The organism is Buttiauxella cochleicola (assembly GCF_021282435.1).
In the GTDB taxonomy this organism is placed as follows: domain Bacteria; phylum Pseudomonadota; class Gammaproteobacteria; order Enterobacterales; family Enterobacteriaceae; genus Buttiauxella; species Buttiauxella massiliensis.
The window spans coordinates 842,274-859,573 of sequence record NZ_JAJSOT010000001.1 but is presented as its reverse complement, the minus strand read 5'-3'; the positions used below and the strand labels follow the sequence as shown (position 1 = coordinate 859,573).

The 17,300-nt window shown below is 54.5% G+C and carries 11 protein-coding genes; 9 read left to right on the top strand and 2 right to left on the bottom strand.

Features of this window, described 5'->3' with window-relative positions:
* From ntrB to LVQ77_RS03830, 5 genes are all read left to right on the top strand, one after another.
* Window positions 1–882: a nitrate ABC transporter permease gene (gene ntrB, locus LVQ77_RS03850; RefSeq protein WP_232864515.1), complete on the top strand. Its 882-nt coding sequence runs from the start codon at window positions 1–3 to the stop codon at window positions 880–882.
* Window positions 883–884: 2 nt separating this feature from the next.
* On the top strand, window positions 885–1,673 hold the full coding sequence (locus tag LVQ77_RS03845; protein ID WP_232903720.1) for an ABC transporter ATP-binding protein: 789 nt from the start codon (window positions 885–887) through the stop codon (window positions 1,671–1,673).
* 10 nt (window positions 1,674–1,683) lie between these two features.
* A complete protein-coding gene (gene nirB / locus LVQ77_RS03840; RefSeq protein ID WP_232903719.1) occupies window positions 1,684–5,751 on the top strand; it encodes a nitrite reductase large subunit NirB in 4,068 nt (1,355 codons plus the stop codon).
* On the top strand, window positions 5,748–8,321 hold the full coding sequence (locus tag LVQ77_RS03835) for a nitrate reductase (RefSeq protein ID WP_232903718.1): 2,574 nt from the start codon (window positions 5,748–5,750) through the stop codon (window positions 8,319–8,321). Before nirB ends, LVQ77_RS03835 begins: the two co-directional genes overlap by 4 nt.
* Before the next feature lie 67 nt (window positions 8,322–8,388).
* Window positions 8,389–9,789, top strand: a complete 1,401-nt coding sequence (locus tag LVQ77_RS03830) for a YchO/YchP family invasin (protein ID WP_232903717.1) — start codon at window positions 8,389–8,391, stop codon at window positions 9,787–9,789.
* Window positions 9,790–9,844: 55 nt separating this feature from the next.
* Here the strand turns inward: LVQ77_RS03830 and narL are convergent, their stop codons facing one another.
* Together narL and narX are read right to left on the bottom strand one after the other, a co-directional pair.
* Window positions 9,845–10,495, bottom strand: a complete 651-nt coding sequence (gene narL, locus LVQ77_RS03825; protein ID WP_064518454.1) for a two-component system response regulator NarL — start codon at window positions 10,493–10,495, stop codon at window positions 9,845–9,847.
* Window positions 10,488–12,272, bottom strand: a complete 1,785-nt coding sequence (gene narX, locus LVQ77_RS03820; RefSeq protein ID WP_232903716.1) for a nitrate/nitrite two-component system sensor histidine kinase NarX — start codon at window positions 12,270–12,272, stop codon at window positions 10,488–10,490. The genes narL and narX overlap by 8 nt, the downstream gene beginning before the upstream one ends.
* Window positions 12,273–12,579: 307 nt before the next feature.
* Here narX and LVQ77_RS03815 point away from each other — a divergent pair, with 307 nt between their 5' ends.
* The 4 genes from LVQ77_RS03815 to LVQ77_RS03800 all read left to right on the top strand — a co-directional run bounded on the left by LVQ77_RS03815 (window position 12,580) and on the right by LVQ77_RS03800 (window position 17,224).
* Window positions 12,580–13,971, top strand: a complete 1,392-nt coding sequence (locus LVQ77_RS03815) for a NarK family nitrate/nitrite MFS transporter (RefSeq protein WP_232903715.1) — start codon at window positions 12,580–12,582, stop codon at window positions 13,969–13,971.
* 199 nt (window positions 13,972–14,170) lie between these two features.
* Window positions 14,171–14,878: a GntR family transcriptional regulator gene (locus tag LVQ77_RS03810; protein ID WP_232864410.1), complete on the top strand. Its 708-nt coding sequence runs from the start codon at window positions 14,171–14,173 to the stop codon at window positions 14,876–14,878.
* Between the two features lie 8 nt (window positions 14,879–14,886).
* The gene (locus LVQ77_RS03805) at window positions 14,887–15,861 is read left to right on the top strand and encodes a sugar phosphate isomerase/epimerase family protein (protein ID WP_232903714.1); all 975 of its coding nucleotides are present in this window, start codon (window positions 14,887–14,889) and stop codon (window positions 15,859–15,861) included.
* A 97-nt stretch (window positions 15,862–15,958) separates the two neighbouring features.
* Entirely contained in the window at window positions 15,959–17,224 is a 1,266-nt protein-coding gene (locus LVQ77_RS03800) for an MFS transporter (protein ID WP_232864412.1), read from the top strand.
* Window positions 17,225–17,300 lie beyond the last annotated feature (76 nt).

Genomic DNA, 17,300 nt, shown 5'->3' with positions numbered 1-17,300 from the left:
ATGAATCAGCCTGCACACCAACCGCCCGCCGCCGCGCTTAGCGCCACGGTTGGGGAAGTGATTACCCTGCCGCCCGTCACCGTTCGCCGCCGCACGCCGCAGTGGCGCAAGTTTTGCCTGGGCTTTTTCCAGCGCCTGGTGCCCGCCGTTCTTGGGATGGGATTGTTAGTCATCGCCTGGCAAATCGCGGCGCTCAACAGCAAAGGTTTCCCGACGCCGCTCAGCACGCTGCAATCGGCGATAACGCTGTTTTCCGACCCGTTCTACAACGCCGGGCCGAACGACCAGGGCATCGGCTGGAATATATTGGCCTCGCTCCAGCGCGTGGCGGTGGGCTTTGGCCTCGCCGCAATTGTCGGCATTCCGGCGGGCTTCCTGATTGGCCGCTTCACCTTTTTAGCCCGCATGTTCAACCCGATCATCTCGCTGTTGCGCCCCGTCAGCCCGCTCGCCTGGCTGCCGATTGGCCTGCTTTTATTCCAGAAGGCAGAACCGGCATCGAGCTGGACGATTTTTATCTGCTCCATCTGGCCGATGGTGATTAACACCGCCGAAGGCGTGAAACGTATCCCGGACGATTACCTCAACGTGGCGCGCGTGCTGAAGCTTTCCGAATGGACGGTGATGCGCAAGATCTTATTCCCGGCGGTTCTGCCTGCGGTTCTGACCGGCGTGCGCTTGTCCATCGGCATCGCGTGGCTGGTGATTGTCGCTGCCGAAATGCTCACCGGCGGCCTGGGGATTGGCTTCTGGATCTGGAACGAATGGAACAACCTTAACGTCGAAAACATTCTTATCGCGATTGTGATTATCGGCGTCGTCGGGCTGCTGCTTGAACAGGCTTTGATGCTGCTGGCGCGTCGCTTTAGCTGGGAGAAATAATTATGAAGAAAATTATTCAGGTTCAAAATGTTAGCCAGCGTTTTTCCACCGCCAGCGGCGAATTTCTGGCGCTGAGCAACATCAGCTTTGATATCGCCGAAGGGGAAACCATCAGCCTGATCGGTCACTCAGGATGCGGCAAATCCACGCTGCTGAATCTGATTGCTGGGATCACCTTGCCCTCCGAAGGCGGCCTGCTGTGCGATAACCGCGAAATCGCCGGGCCAGGGCCGGAACGCGCCGTGGTGTTTCAAAACCACTCGCTGCTGCCGTGGATGACCTGTTTTGAAAACGTCGCGCTGGCAGTGGATCAGGTGTTTCGCCACACCATGAACCGCGCCGAGCGCCGCGAATGGATTATTCACAACCTTGAGCGCGTGCAAATGGGCCACGCCATTAATAAGCGCCCCAATGAAATCTCCGGCGGCATGAAACAGCGCGTCGGCATCGCCCGTGCGCTGGCAATGAAACCCAAAGTCTTACTGATGGACGAACCTTTCGGCGCGCTCGATGCCCTGACTCGCGCCCATTTGCAGGACGCCGTGATGCACATCCAGCAACAGTTGCACACCACCATCGTGCTGATCACCCATGACGTCGACGAAGCGGTGCTGCTTTCCGACCGCGTGCTGATGATGACCAACGGCCCGGCGGCGACGGTAGGCGAAACGCTGAACGTTGACTTACCGCAACCGCGCAACCGCGTGGAACTCGCCGAAGACAGCCGCTATCACCATCTGCGCCAGCAGGTGCTGCGCTTCCTCTACGAAAAGCAGCCGAAGGCCGCCTGAGGAGCTACTCATGACGCGACGTCTGATTGTGATCGGCAACGGCATGGCGGCCATCCGCCTGGTGGAGCAAATTGTGGCCCGAGCGGCGGGGCGTTTCGCCATTACCATTTTTGGTGAAGAACCCGCGCTCAGCTACAACCGCATTTTGCTCTCGCCGGTGCTGGCGGGGGAAAAGCCCGCGCTGGCGACGCAGTTGCATGATGCCGTCTGGTACGTTTCCCACGGCATTGAACTGCTGACGGGCGAAGCGGTGCGGGAAGTGGACACCCAGCGCCAGACGGTGAGCACGGATATGCGCACTCTCGACTATGACGAACTGGTTTTCGCCACCGGTTCACGCCCGTTTATCCCGCCGATTGACGGGCATCAGTTGCCGCATGTCCACGGATTCCGCACCCTCGCGGACGTCGACGCGATTCTGGGCGGCGAGGGAAACGCCGTGGTGCTCGGCGGCGGTTTACTGGGCGTGGAAGCGGCGGCGGCACTTTGCGCCCGCGGTATTCCCGTTACGTTAATCCACCGCCAGTCGTGGCTAATGGACATTCAGCTTAACCAGCAGGCAGGTTTGCTGCTTGAGGAACATCTCGCAACACGGGGCATTCGTTGCCAGCTTAATTGCGGCATTGAGCGCATTTCTGAAACCAGCGTGACGTTAAGCAACGGCGACGTTTTACCCGCAGGAAGAGTCATTATCGCCACAGGCGTAAAACCCAATATCGCCCTTGCGCAACAGACCGGAATGGCTTGCCAGCGCGGTATCACCGTTGATGCCCAATTGCGCAGTTCAACGCTTCGTGTAAGCGCGTTAGGTGAATGCTGTGAAATCGACGGGCAAACCTGGGGGCTGGTGGCACCGTGTTTACAACAGGCCGACGTTTTAGCCGCGCGTTTATGCGGCGAGCCAACGGCAGATTTTCAATATCAGGACTGCGGCACGCGCCTCAAAGTCAGCGGCATCCCGCTGTTTTCCGCAGGCGATCTTGGCGAACAACCCGACACGCGCATCCTTACCGCTTTCGATCCTCTTTCAAAACACTATCGCTGCCTGCATATGCGCGGCGACAGGCTGGTGGGTGCATTGCTGCTGGGCGATATCACGCCCGCCAACGCGCTTACCGACATTTTACTCAGCGCGGCGCCCGTTACGCCTGCCGTGCTGTTTGACGAATACCACTCTGATGAGCAGCCGCTGGCTGCCGGAAATGACGACATGACAAAAGCAACGCTGGTAGTAATCGGTCACGGCATGGTCGGGCACCACTTTCTGGAACAGTGCGTGGCGCAGCAACTGCACCACAGCTATCACATTGTGGTGTTTGGTGAAGAGCGCCATCCGGCGTATGACCGCGTGCATCTTTCGGAATATTTTGCCGGACGCAGCGCCGAATCGCTTTCGATGGTGCAGGGCGATTTCTTTGTTGAGAACGGCATTGAACTGCGCTGTAACAGCAAAATCGTGGAGATCGACCGCCAGCAGCGCGTGGTTCGCGACGGCGAAGGGCGCGAAACTTACTTCGACAAGTTAGTGCTGGCGACCGGCTCGTACCCGTTTGTGCCGCCTGTTCCCGGTAACGATCTGCCCGGCTGCTTTGCTTATCGCACGCTCGACGATCTGGATGCGATTGCTGAACGCGCGCGCAACGCCAGGCGTGGCGTGGTGATTGGCGGCGGCCTGCTCGGGCTGGAAGCGGCGAACGCGCTCAAACAGCTTGGCCTCGAAACGCACGTGGTGGAATTTGCCCCCAACCTGATGGCGGTGCAACTCGATAATGACGGGGCTGCGATGCTGCGCGCAAAGATCGGCGAAATCGGCGTCCGGGTTCATACCAGTAAATCGACAACCGCCATTACCAACGTCGACGGTTTACAGCTTAATTTTGCCGATGGCGAAACGCTGAGTGCCGATCTTATCGTCTTTTCCGCCGGTATCCGGCCACAGGACGCGCTGGCAAAAACCAGCGAACTGGCGCTGGGCGAACGCGGCGGAATTGTGATTAATGACAGCTGCCAGACCAGCGACAGCGCGATTTACGCCATCGGCGAATGCGCTTTATGGGAAGGGAAAATCTTTGGCCTGGTGGCACCGGGTTATCAAATGGCACGCGTCGCGGCGGCAACGCTTGCGGGCGCGGAATCTGCTTTCCTCGGCGCGGATATGAGCACCAAACTGAAACTACTCGGCGTGGAAGTGGCCTCGTTTGGCGACGCCCACGGGCGCACGCCCGGCTGCCAGAGCTACCAATGGACCAACGGGCCGCAGCAAATCTACAAAAAGATCGTCGTGTCAGCCGATAACAAAACCCTACTCGGCGGCGTGCTGGTGGGCGACAGCATTGAATACGCGACGTTGCTGCAAATGATGCTCAACGGTATGGCGCTGCCCGCGCAGCCGGAAAGCCTGATTTTGCCAGCATCTGCAGGCGGTGCGCCAAAAGGGCTTGGCGTGGCGGCGTTACCGGAAACCGCGCAGATTTGCTCCTGCCATAACGTCAGCAAAGCGGATATTTGCGCGGCGGTGAGCAACGGCGCGGGCGACATGGGCGCGGTCAAAGCCTGCACCAAAGCGGCGACGGGCTGCGGCGGCTGTTCGGCGCTGGTGAAACAGGTGATGGAATTTCAGCTACAAGAGCAGGGTGTGGAGGTGAAAAAGGACATTTGCGAACACTTCGCGTACTCACGCCAGGAAATCTACCACCTGGTGCGCGTCAACCATATCCGCAGTTTCGAACAGCTGATTAGCCGCTACGGGCGCGGCAACGGTTGTGAAATCTGCAAGCCGCTGGCGGCCTCCGTTCTCGCGTCTTGCTGGAATGAATATTTGTTGAAACCTGCGCACTTACCGTTGCAGGACACCAACGATCGCTACTTTGCCAACATCCAGAAAGACGGCACTTACTCGATTGTGCCGCGCGTTCCCGCCGGGGAAATCACCCCGGATGGTTTAATTGCCATCGGCCAGGTGGCAAAACGTTACCAGCTTTACAGCAAAATCACCGGCGGCCAGCGCATCGACCTGTTTGGCGCGCGTCTTGAGGAGTTGCCTGCGATTTGGGAAGAGCTGGTAGCGGCAGGCTTTGAAACCGGTCACGCTTACGGCAAGTCGCTGCGCACCGTAAAATCCTGCGTCGGTTCTACCTGGTGCCGTTACGGCGTGCAGGATTCGACGGGGCTGGCGATTGAGCTGGAGAACCGCTACAAGGGGCTGCGCTCGCCGCACAAAATCAAAATGGCGGTGTCCGGCTGCACCCGCGAATGTGCCGAAGCGCAAAGCAAAGACATCGGCGTGATTGCCACCGACAAAGGCTGGAACCTGTACGTGTGCGGCAACGGCGGCATGAAACCGCGCCATGCAGATTTGTTCGCCAGCGATCTCGACAGGGAAACGCTGATCCGCACCATCGACTGCCTGCTGATGCTTTACATCCGTACCGCCGACCGTTTGCAGCGCACCAGCACCTGGATGGACAACCTCGAAGGCGGCATCGAATACCTGCGCGAAGTGATCCTTAACGACAGCCTCGGCCTCAACGACGAGCTGGAAAAAGAGATGGTCAGCGTGGTCGATACCTTCCAGTGCGAATGGCAAACCACGCTCAACAGCCCGGATCGCCTCGCGCTGTTCCGCTCCTATGTTAACAGCGAACAACCGGATGAAGCGGTGCAGCGCCAGACACTGCGCGGGCAGTTACAGCCGGTCAGCGAAGTGGTGCATCTGCCAGCCGCCGCACCGGTCAAACCGTGGCAGGCGGTGTGCAACGTCAGCGAAATCCCCGCGCAGGCGGGAATCGGCGCGCGTCTTGGCGATCAGCAAATTGCGCTATTCCGCTTTGGCGATGCGATTTATGCCCTTGATAACCTTGAACCGGGCAGCGATGCCAACGTGCTTTCGCGCGGGATTGTCGGCGATGCGGGCGGCGAGCCGATTGTCATTTCACCACTGTATAAACATCGCATTCGCCTGCGCGACGGGCGCACCCAGGATGGCGAACAGGCGGTTCGTGCCTGGCCGGTGAAAGTGGAACAGGGCACCGTGTGGGTGGGAAGCCAGGCGCTGATTATGCGTGCGGAGGCATCATGACAAACTTTGTGCGCTCAACATGCCCTTACTGCGGCGTCGGCTGTGGCGTGAAGGCGCAGCAAACGGAAAACGGCTTGCAGATTAGCGGCGACGAACAGCATCCGGCAAACTTTGGGCGCTTGTGCGTAAAAGGCGCGGCACTCGGCGAAACGCTCGGGCTGGAAGGTCGCTTGTTGTACCCGGAAATCAACGGCGAGCGCGTGGAATGGGAAGCCGCACTGGATGAAACCGCCCGTCGTCTGCAAGGGATTATTGACGAATTCGGCCCCAAAGCGGTGGCGTTCTACGCCTCCGGCCAGCTGCTGACCGAGGAGTATTATGCCGCCAATAAGTTGATGAAGGGGTTTATCGGCGCGGGGAATATCGACACTAACTCGCGGCTGTGTATGTCCTCGGCGGTGGTGGGGTACAAGCGGGCGTTTGGCGCGGATTTTGTGCCGTGCAGCTATGAGGATCTCGAGCAAACCGATTTAGCGGTGCTGGTGGGTTCCAACGCCGCATGGGCGCATCCGGTTTTGTATCAGCGCCTGGTCAAGGCTAAACAGCAGCGCCCGAATATGAAAGTGGTGGTGATCGACCCGCGCCGCACCGCGACCTGTGATATCGCCGATATGCACCTGGCACTTCGCCCAGGAAGCGACGCCGCTTTGTTTGTTGGTTTGCTGAATGTTTTGCCGCCGACTGAGCCAAACGCTTTTGACGGACAAACCGCCGCGCTGGAAATAGCCGCCAGTTGGACACTGGAAAAAACCGCCGACTTTTGCCAGCTGGAAAGCGCGGATGTGCAAACTTTCTGGCAATGGTTTGCGCAGGCCGACCGCGCCATGACGCTCTACACCATGGGTATCAACCAGTCGTCGAGCGGCAGCGACAAATGCAACGCAATTATCAATGTCCATCTGGCGAGCGGCAAAATTGGTCGCGACGGCTGCGGCCCCTTTTCGCTGACCGGGCAGCCAAATGCCATGGGCGGTCGCGAAGTCGGCGGGCTTGCCAATCAGCTCGCCTGCCACATGAATTTTGAACCTGCGGATATTGCCTGCCTGGGGCGGTTCTGGGGCAGCGAACGCATTGCCGAAACGCCGGGATTAATGGCTGTCGAACTGTTTGAGGCGATAGGACGCGGAGAGGTCAAAGCCGTGTGGATCATGGGAACCAATCCGCTGGTTTCGCTGCCGGATAGCTCCTGTGTGGCACAGGCGCTGGCGAACTGCCCGCTGGTAATTGTCTCGGATGTGGTGCGCGAAACGGACACCTCGCGCTTCGCCACAGTCAAATTTCCGGCGCTGGCGTGGGGCGAGAAAAACGGCACCGTCACCAACTCCGAGCGGCGTATTTCCCGCCAGCGTGCGTTTTTACCCGCACCCGGCGGGGCGCGTGCCGACTGGTGGATTATTTCTCAAATTGCCCAGCGTCTGGGTTATGGCGAAGCGTTTAGCTGGCAGCATCCGCAGGAGATTTTTTGCGAACATGCTGCACTTTCCGGTTATGAAAATAACGGCACGCGTGCGTTTGATATCAGCGCTCTGGCGACGTTAAGCCGTGAGCAATATGACGCGCTGGAACCGGTGCGCTGGCCGGTCGCTGCACAAGTGCATTCTTCGTTTAAAAGCTGGCGACCGAACGGAAAATTCCAGTTGCTGCCGGTTGAACCGGCATTACCCCAGGCAAACGCCGATCGCTATTATCCGCTGATCCTCAATAGCGGGCGCATTCGCGACCAATGGCACACCATGACGCGCACCGGCTCGGTGTCGCGCCTGATGCAGCACATCAATATGCCGTTTCTTGAAATTCACCCGACGGATGCGAAACGTTACGGTGTCACTCATAATGATCTGGTCAGAACCGCCTCGCGCTGTGGCGGCATGGTGGCGAAGGTGCTGGTGAGCGAAAACCAGTTACCGGGAAACGTGTTTGCACCGATGCACTGGAACCAGCAGTTTGCCCGCAAAGGGCAGATTAACGGCCTGGTGGAAAGTGTGTGCGATCCGCATTCCGGGCAGCCCGAAAGCAAGCAATCCGCAGTGCGCATTCAGCGCTGGCAGCCCGCCTGGTGCGGGGAGATTTTCGCCCGCGATGACATCGCTTTTGCAGAGGATATTCAATGGTGGAAGCAGGCGACATCTGGCTTGCAGCACTTCCTTTGCGCCGCAGACGGTAACGCCCAGGCATGGATTGAAACCCTTGACGCCGGGCGCGGATGGCAGTTGCAAACCGCCAGCGGGGATGGGCAGTTTTATCATGTACTGGCCTGGCAAAACGGGGAGTTACAGCTGGCGTTTTACAGCGCCAACGTCTGGCCGAATATCAGCTCAGCTGCGGTCGTTGCGGCTTTTGAACAGGCACCGGAAACGGCCGCTGAACGTCATCGCTTATTAGCTGGAAAAACTGCCGGAGCCGCTATGGATGCGGGTGCCACGGTGTGTAGCTGTTTTGGCGTCGGGGAGAAAACGATTATTGCCGCAATCGCAGGCGGCTGCCAGTCAGTCGCGCAACTGGGTGTAAAACTGCGCTGTGGCACCAACTGTGGCTCTTGTATTCCAGAGCTGAAAGCATTGTTGAAATAACACCCGGAGTAATCTGTGTTTACGAGTTTGGGAATGAATTGCTGTTGTGTGATGTTATAATTTCCAGATGTTTAGAAAAGCCGTTCCATTTTTCACTTTGTCATACGCACTCCTCAGCGCAGGAGGGGCTGCCAGTACCCACCAGACCTTTATCGAAAAAGCCGCCGATCCTTTTGACCAGTCCACCGAACAATTACCGGATTTGGGTATTGCCCCAGAAACTGACGCCGCCGCGCGTGAAATTGCCGCGATGGCTAAGAAATTTGGCGAAGCGAGTATGGTCGATGACGGGCTGGATGCGGGCGACCAGGCTCGCACGCTCGCGTTCACCCAACTGCGTGATGTGCTGACCAACAAAGTGACCAGCGAAGCGGAATCGCTGTTGTCGCCGCTGGGCAAAGCCAACATTAATTTGCTGGTCGACGAACACGGGAACTGGAACGGCAGCAGCGCCTCGGTGTTTACGCCCTGGGAGGATAACAACCGTTATCTGACCTGGAGCCAGGTGGGTTTTACGCAGAAAGACGACGGCACGATTGGCAATATCGGTGCCGGGCAGCGTTGGGTGGCGGGCGACTGGCTGCTGGGCTACAACGCGTTTTATGACAATCAGCTTGCCACTCAATTGCAGCGCGCCGGATTCGGTACCGAAGCGTGGGGCGAGTATTTACGCCTTTCCGCGAATTATTACCAGCCGTTAGCCAGCTGGCAGGAAGGTGATAATGAAACGCTGGAACAACGCCTGGCACGAGGTTATGACATTACCGCGCAGGCATGGCTACCGTTTTATCGCCATATCAACACCAGCCTGAGTTTTGAGAAATACTACGGAAACAGCGTGGATTTGTTTGATAGCGGTACCGGTTATCGCAATCCGGTGGCGGTAACTATGGGGCTGAGCTACACACCGATCCCACTGCTGACGCTCACCGCGCAGCATAAGCAGGGGGAAAGCGGCGTTTCGCAGGATAATCTTGGCCTGAAGCTGAATTACCGTTTTGGCGTGCCGGTGGCAAAACAGCTTTCTGCCGCCGAAGTGGCGACCAGCAGTTCGCTGCGTGGCAGCCGTTATGACAACGTAGAACGTGATTCGCTTCCAGTAATGGAATATCGCCAGCGTAAAACGCTATCGGTATTTTTGGCGACGCCGCCATGGGAATTGCACTCGGGTGAAACCGTGGCACTTAAGTTGCAAATCCGCGCCAGCCATAAGATTCGCAATATTACCTGGCAGGGCGATACCCAGGAGTTAAGCCTGACGCCGCCTGCGGATAACCGCGACACCAACGGCTGGAGCATGATCATGCCAGCCTGGAACAATGAAGGGCCGAACGAGTATCGTCTGTCGGTGGTTATAGAAGATGATAAAGGCCAGAAGGTGACATCTAACTGGATTACGCTGAAACTGGCGGAGCCGCTGGTGGTCAGCCCCGTGGACGATCCGCGTTATGAGCTGTTGCCGCAGTAGCGGAGCAATGTCGGATGACGCTGGCGCGTCATCCACCGCATTTACCGTTTAAACCTTAAAATATCCGATCCTGATGCACCCAAACTGCCGCTTCGACGCGGGATTTCAGCTTCATCTTTTTAAGCAGATGCTTCACGTGGACTTTCACCGTGCTTTCGGTGATATCCAGACGGCGGGCAATCATCTTATTCGGCAAACCCTGGGCGATGAGCTTGAGGATGTCGCGCTCGCGCGGCGTGAGCAGATTGACATCGCGGTCAGACGTGGCGCGGTTCGCACGTAAGCTGGCAGCCAAAACTGGCGTGAGCGCTTCGCTTAAAACCATTTCGCCCGCAGCAGCTTGTTGCAGCGCTTTGAGTAAATCTTCCGGCTCCATATCTTTTAACAAATAGCCGTCTGCGCCGCGTTTGAGCGCGGTCACCACATCTTCTTCGTGATTCGAGACGCTAAACACCACGATGCGGCCCGAGAGCGGTTTCTCGCGCAGGCAGTCGAGCGTTTCTAACCCGTTCATCCCCGGCATATTCAAATCCAACAGGATCAAATCAGGGTCAAGCTCTTCGGCAAGCAGCACTCCTTGCTCACCATTGCCTGCCTCACCAACAACTGCAAGTTCAGGAGCCATACTGATGAGCTGTTTAACGCCAGTACGCAGCATGGGATGATCGTCGATAAGCAGTATGGTTGAAGCTTCCGGGTTACTCATGATTTGCTCCTGTGGCTATTTCGGGGATAAAACTGACGATGACCTGGGTACCGCCACCCGGGCGCGCTTGCACCTGGCAATCACCTTTCAGGCTTTGCGCACGGTCTCGCATAATGATAAGTCCGTAGTGGTTGCGGCGCTCACCGTTATCGGCAATGCCATGACCGTTATCCCATATGGTTAATGTAATTTGCTTGTCGTGATAGAAAACACTGACTCCACATGAAGTGGCACAGGCGTGTTTCAGGCTGTTATTAAGTGCTTCTCGAGTGATTTGCACCAGATGAATTGCCTGATGCGACGGCACCAGACGTGGTGGTACTTGATAATCAAGACTCACCTGGAAACCCAATTTCTCACTAAATTCTCGGCAGCTTGCTTCTAGTGCCGGACGCAGTCCTGGCTCAGTTAGTTGCAGGCGGAACGTTGTCAGTAATTCTCTGAGTTGCCGCCACGAAGTATTGAGTTCGCTACGCATTTGCCCGAGCAAGGTCTGCACCTGCTCAGGCAATGTAGCCCCTTGCATTTGCAGACAACTCACCTGCATTTTCAGGCAAGAGAGCGATTGAGCAATGGAGTCATGTAGCTCGCGGGCGATAGCGGAACGTTCTTCCATCACCACCAACTGCTGCTGATGTTCATATTGCCGCTCTAACGCAAGTGTCGCCGTCAGCTGTTCCATCAGTGTCAGAATTAACTGTTGCTGATCGTGTGTCAGGCTGCGGCCAGTGGGCAATTGAGCCAACATCAGACCGTACTGGATATGGTTGTCGGTTAAACGCCATTTTTGTGCGGTGGTTTCGCAAGGTTGCAGGATTGGTTCGCGCGGGCAAAGGTTACAGCCGCTGGCTTCACAGCTGCTGTCCGGCTGGTAGGTATATTCTTCGTAATTCTCTTCGTCTTCATATTCATACACGCGTAGCTCAATATTACGCAGCGGAGTTAAATGCTGTAACTCGCTGAGAACCGGCGACAGGCGCTGGCACAACGGAGCCTGAGAGTGCAGGCGGCGGTTGGCCTGATAAAGGAAAGAAAGGATCTGGTTTTTTTGCTCAAGCCCGGCGGTTTTCTCGCGCACGCGCTGTTCGAGGCTGGCGTAACTTTCAGCTAGTTCGGCGGACATGCTGTTCAGCGCGATGCCCAGCGTCGCCATTTCATTGCGGCCACGCACATTCACGCGGTGAGTGAAGTCTCGCTGCCCAATGGCCTGAGCCATCGTCAATAATTTCTGCCACGGGCGCAACAGGCGCTTGCGTAACCAGATGACGGTAAAAATAATCAGCAAGCCCATTAAGGCTGCCATCCCCATCTGGAGCTGGATAATGCGGTGCAGGCGCATTTCGGTGGTGTGATCAAAAGTGGTGACCAGTTGATCGATTTGCCCGACAAATCCGGCGACATGCGGCTTAACTTGTTCTGCACTTTGTGCCTTGCGCAGAGCGGGTTCTAACTCTTCACGCCAGTAGTGTTGCAGTGCAGCTAATTTTGCTTCCTGCCCGTCTTGCTGTGCCGCCTCTTGTAAATCGGAACTCCAGGTGGTTTGCTCCATCTCATCTAACAGAACGTTGTCTTTCTCGGTTAGCGGAATGGCTGCCAGCAGGCGATAACTTTGCATACGCATCGACCCGGCTTTATTGATAGCGTGCGCGTTTCCCTGAATACCTTGTGCCAACCAGCCTGCAAGGCTCATCCCCGCGACACCCAACAGTGCCAACAACAGCACAATCAGCGCTAGTTGGTTGAACAAAGTGAGGGGAGAAAGCAGGCGTTTTAGCATTGACAGGTATACTCCGGGGTAAAGGAAATCTATTGCGGGTATTCTCAGACATCCCCCGGAGTATACCCATACCCCTTAAGGATTACCCACTAATTGCCGGAAGTAGCATAACGCGGTGTAAGGTGACTAACACCTGCGTTCAGGTTTGTGAAAAGCCACACTATTTATGTTTTTTACGTTTACCCATAAAGAATGACAGTTGTTTTTTAGCCGTCTGTAAGATGGTTTATCCCTTGATTCACATCAATTTTTATTCCCCATTAGCACCTAAGGTGGCGGCAATTACTCTCACTTTTTTGAGGTGTTTATGTCTCAGTCACCGGATCACAGCCCAAAAACGGGATCGCTCATTACCGAATGGCGACCTGAAGACCCAGCATTTTGGCAAAGCAAAGGCCATGGCATTGCCAGCCGAAACTTATGGATTTCCGTTCCTTGTTTACTGCTGGCATTCTGCGTGTGGATGCTCTTCAGTGCCATTGCGGTAAACCTGAATAAAGTGGGGTTTAGCTTCACTACCGATCAACTCTTTATGTTGACCGCGCTGCCTTCGGTTTCCGGTGCACTGCTGCGCGTGCCGTACTCCTTTATGGTGCCGGTCTTCGGTGGCCGCCGCTGGACGGCGTTCAGCACAGGGATTCTGATCATCCCTTGTGTGTGGTTGGGTTTTGCGGTGCAAAACCCTGCAACACCTTTTAGTGTGTTTATCATCATTGCATTGCTGTGTGGTTTTGCGGGCGCAAACTTTGCTTCCAGTATGGCGAACATCAGCTTCTTCTTCCCGAAGGCGAAGCAGGGTGGTGCACTGGGTATCAACGGTGGCCTGGGTAACCTCGGTGTGAGTGTTATGCAGTTGGTTGCGCCACTGGTGATTTCACTTTCCATGTTTGCCGTGTTTGGTGGCATAGGTGTTGAGCAGGCTGACGGGACTATGCTGTTCCTGGAAAATGCGGCATGGGTATGGGTGCCACTGTTGGCAATCTTTACTATTGCAGCCTGGTTTGGGATGAACGATCTCGCCACCTCAAAAGCCTCTTTAAAAGAGCAGTTGCCGGTTCTCAAACGTGCACACCTGTGGATTATGGGCGTGCTGTATCTGGCAACCTTCGGCTCGTTTATCGGTTTTTCCGCCGGTTTTGCGATGCTGGCGAAAACCCAGTTCCCTGACATCAATATTCTGCACTTCGCCTTCTTCGGCCCGCTGTTTGGTGCGCTGGCACGTTCTGCAGGTGGCGCGATTTCTGACCGCTTTGGCGGCACACGTGTTTCGCTGTTGAACTTCATCTTTATGGCGATTTTCAGTGCATTGCTGTTTACCACGCTGCCGCACAATGGCGTTGGCGGTAACTTTATTGCCTTCTTCGGCGTGTTCCTAATGCTGTTCCTGACCGCCGGTCTGGGGAGTGGTTCTACCTTCCAGATGATCTCCGTGATCTTCCGTAAGTTGACCATGGACCGCGTGAAAGCTCAGGGTGGCACTGAAGAGCGCGCGCTGCGTGAAGCGGCAACTGACACCGCTGCGGCGCTGGGCTTTATCTCTGCCATTGGCGCGATCGGTGGGTTCTTTATCCCGAAAGCGTTCGGCACTTCGCTGGCGCTGACCGGTTCTCCGGCAGGTGCGATGAAAGTTTTCCTCGTGTTTTATATTGTGTGCGTGGTGATTACCTGGGTCGTTTATGGCCGTAAATCTTCACGCTGATGACAACCGATTGACCTTTTGGTTATCCCTTGCGCGACTTAGGTCGCGCTTTTTTTTTGCCTGAAATTCCTCCTCGATCCGGCTTTATTCTGCGAGAAACCTCACATTTAGAATAACTACCCGCCCGGGCACCATTGTCACATTCGCTGGTGAAGAGTACCGTGATGACAAATCTGGTTTAAACCAAATGGATTAAAGCATGAAAAACCATTCCACCGTCGAAGCAGCAAAAGAGATGCTCAACAACTGGCTGAATAAAGGCGTTGTCCAGCCAGGCAGTAAGTTACCTTCCGAGCGTGAACTGGAAGAATTACTGGGCATTAAACGCATGACGCTGCGCCAGGCGCTGTTGTTTCTAGAAGGGGAAGAGAAGATCTTCCGTAAGGATCGTCGTGGCTGGTTTGTTGCCTTGCCATGTTTCAAGTACACGCCAAATACCTCCACCAGTTTTAAACAGGCGGCTCTGGAACAAGGGCGTTTGCCGTCCTGGGGCTTTCTGGAAAAAGAACGGGTTTACACAGCGGAACCTGAAATCCTCGCGCAGTTGAATGTGAAAGAGGGCGATGAAATCTACAAGATTTGCGGCTGGGGAGCGCTTGATAACCATAAAGTTTTCTACCACGAAACCTTTATCAACGCGCAGTTCGCTCCTGGTTTTATCGACAAATTAGGTGAGCGTTCTTTTGTCGAAGTGTGGCGAGAAGATTTTGGCAAAAGCTCGCACACGCAGCATTTAGCGTTTAAACCTACGCGGCTCTCGGCGGGGGCGTGCAAAGGCATGGGCGGCACACCGGGCACACCGTCTATTCGCGTTGAAAAATACCGTGCCGACGAATCCGGGCACGTCATTCAGGTTGATATCGAATATTGGCGTTTTGAATCTGTAGAGTTTTATATCGATTTTTAGGAGTTTCCATGAACCACATCCAGGCTAAAAAAATTGTCGAGCGCGCTGCCAATTTGCCGCTTTATCTGCATGCCTACGCGTTTCATTTAAATATGCGTATGGAGAAGATCCTGCCGGAAGATTTGCTGGATATCGCCAGCCAACAGCGGCTGAAAGGGGTGAAAATTCACGTCGTGGATGGTGAGAGCCAATCGTTAAGGCATGCCAGCGATGAGCGGCTTGAAAGTTTTGCAGAAAAATCGCGCCAGTTGGGGTTGGATGTTCACATCGAAACCAGCGCCTCGGATGCCCAAACCATTGATGAAGCAGTGAACATTGCGCTGAAATCCGGGGCGACTTCGGTGCGCTTTTATCCGCGCTATGAAGGGACACTTTCTGAGGTGATGGAAATCATTGCCCAGGATATTCAATACATTAAAGCGAAATACCAACATAGCGGCCTGACATTTACCCTCGAGCAACACGAAGATCTGCAAAGCCATGAATTGGTACGACTGGTTCAACAGGCCGACTTCCCTCAGCTTTCGCTGCTGTTTGATTTTGCCAATATGATTAACGCTAACGAAGAGCCACTTGAAGCGTTGGCAGTCATGGGAAATGAAGTCACCCAGGTCCATATTAAAGATGCGTTAATAACTCACGAAGGTGAAGGGCGCGGGCATACGGCGTGTATTTCCGGGCAGGGTGAATTACCGTTTAAAGAGTTACTGCTGCAATTAATTTGTTTAGGTGAAGATAAACCGCAGGTCACGGCATTTGGTCTGGAAGAAGAAGTGGATTATTACGCCCCGGCATTTCGCTTCACCAATGAAGATAAAAATCCGTGGATTCCATTACGGCAGATGAGTGAAACCCCGTTGCCAACCTCCGGACTGGAAGAAAGACTGAATAAAGAAATTGACGATGCCATGAATCAAATATTGCATGTGCGTAATATTCTTTCTGAGCTTAACAAAGATGCCATGGCTATTTTTCAGGAATAAATAATTCGAATCGTTTAATTCCGGCGCTTTGCTTTTCGTGAAGTGACTGTACTCTCAAATAATAATTAATTCCGCTAATTCAGGGGTGGGGTGTCTTATGCTATCCAAAAAAAGATGGACTATATTTAGCTTGTTGGTTCTGTGCGGTGGGACAATATATAAACTGCCGTCATTGAAAGACGCATTTTATGTTCCTATGCAGGAGTATTTTCACCTGACCAACGGTGAGATTGGTAATGCGATGTCGGTTAACTCCATTGTTACGACCATTGGTTTCTTCTTATCAATTTACTTTTCCGACAAATTACCGCGCCGCTTTACGATGTCGCTTTCACTGATTGCGACTGGCCTGCTGGGGATCTACCTCTCTACCATGCCGGGCTACTGGGGGATACTTTTTGTCTGGGCGCTGTTCGGCGTGACCTGCGACATGCTGAACTGGCCTGTGCTGTTAAAGTCGGTGAGTTTGCTCGGAGACAACACCCAACAGGGGCGCTTGTTTGGTTTCTTCGAAACCGGGCGAGGCATTGTTGATACCATTATCGCCTTTAGCGCGCTGGCTGTTTTCACCTGGTTTGGTAGCGACTATTTCGGTTTTAAAGCCGCAATATTGTTTTACTCATTTATCGCGATTGCGGTGGGTGTGATTATTTTCTTCGTATTAAAAGAAAGCCCGGAAGAACAAACGGCGAAAAAAGAGAATGCAGCGAAAAAAGAAAGCAATCCAGGTTTGGGGAATGTATTAAAAAACAAAACCGTCTGGTTAATCGCTTTTAGTGTGTTCTGTGTTTATGCGGTGTATTGTGGATTGACATTCTTTATTCCATTCTTAAGAAATGTCTACGCATTGCCTATTGCACTGGTGGGCGCCTATGGAATTATCAATCAATATTGTTTGAAAATGGTAGGCGGCCCTATTGGTGGCTTAATTGCTGACAAGGTTTTAAAATCTCCCAGCCAGTATTTGTTCTATACCTTTATTATTAGCGCTCTGGCGTTGGTTGCCTTGATATTACTGCCGCATGAGCAAATGCCTGTTTATTTGGGCATGGCCTGCACGCTGATGTTTGGTGCGGTTATCTTTACGCAACGTGCAGTATTCTTCGCCCCAATCGGTGAAGCGGGAATCAGTGAGAAAAACACCGGTGCGGCAATGGCATTGGGCAGTTTTATCGGTTATGCCCCGGCGATGTTCTGCTACAGCCTGTATGGCTACATTTTAGATACCAACCCAGGGTTATTGGGCTATAAAATCGTGTTTGGCTTGATGGCTGTTTTCGCCTGCGCCGGGATAGTTATTTCGGGTCTGCTTATCAAAAACATTCGTGCGGAACGCAAAGCTGAACCGTTAACTTCTGTCTGATTGTGACACCATCCAACATGGGGCTTCTCTGATAGAGGATGCCCCATTTTGGGTTTCCCACCCTCCATCTTGGCGG

Coding starts and splice junctions, on each gene's coding strand:
- ntrB (WP_232864515.1), top strand. CDS start 1: ATGAATCAGCCTGCACACCAACCGCCCGCCGCCGCGCTTAGCGCCACG.
- LVQ77_RS03845 (WP_232903720.1), top strand. CDS start 885: ATGAAGAAAATTATTCAGGTTCAAAATGTTAGCCAGCGTTTTTCCACC.
- nirB (WP_232903719.1), top strand. CDS start 1,684: ATGACGCGACGTCTGATTGTGATCGGCAACGGCATGGCGGCCATCCGC.
- LVQ77_RS03835 (WP_232903718.1), top strand. CDS start 5,748: ATGACAAACTTTGTGCGCTCAACATGCCCTTACTGCGGCGTCGGCTGT.
- LVQ77_RS03830 (WP_232903717.1), top strand. CDS start 8,389: ATGTTTAGAAAAGCCGTTCCATTTTTCACTTTGTCATACGCACTCCTC.
- narL (WP_064518454.1), bottom strand. CDS start 10,495: ATGAGTAACCCGGAAGCTTCAACCATACTGCTTATCGACGATCATCCC.
- narX (WP_232903716.1), bottom strand. CDS start 12,272: ATGCTAAAACGCCTGCTTTCTCCCCTCACTTTGTTCAACCAACTAGCG.
- LVQ77_RS03815 (WP_232903715.1), top strand. CDS start 12,580: ATGTCTCAGTCACCGGATCACAGCCCAAAAACGGGATCGCTCATTACC.
- LVQ77_RS03810 (WP_232864410.1), top strand. CDS start 14,171: ATGAAAAACCATTCCACCGTCGAAGCAGCAAAAGAGATGCTCAACAAC.
- LVQ77_RS03805 (WP_232903714.1), top strand. CDS start 14,887: ATGAACCACATCCAGGCTAAAAAAATTGTCGAGCGCGCTGCCAATTTG.
- LVQ77_RS03800 (WP_232864412.1), top strand. CDS start 15,959: ATGCTATCCAAAAAAAGATGGACTATATTTAGCTTGTTGGTTCTGTGC.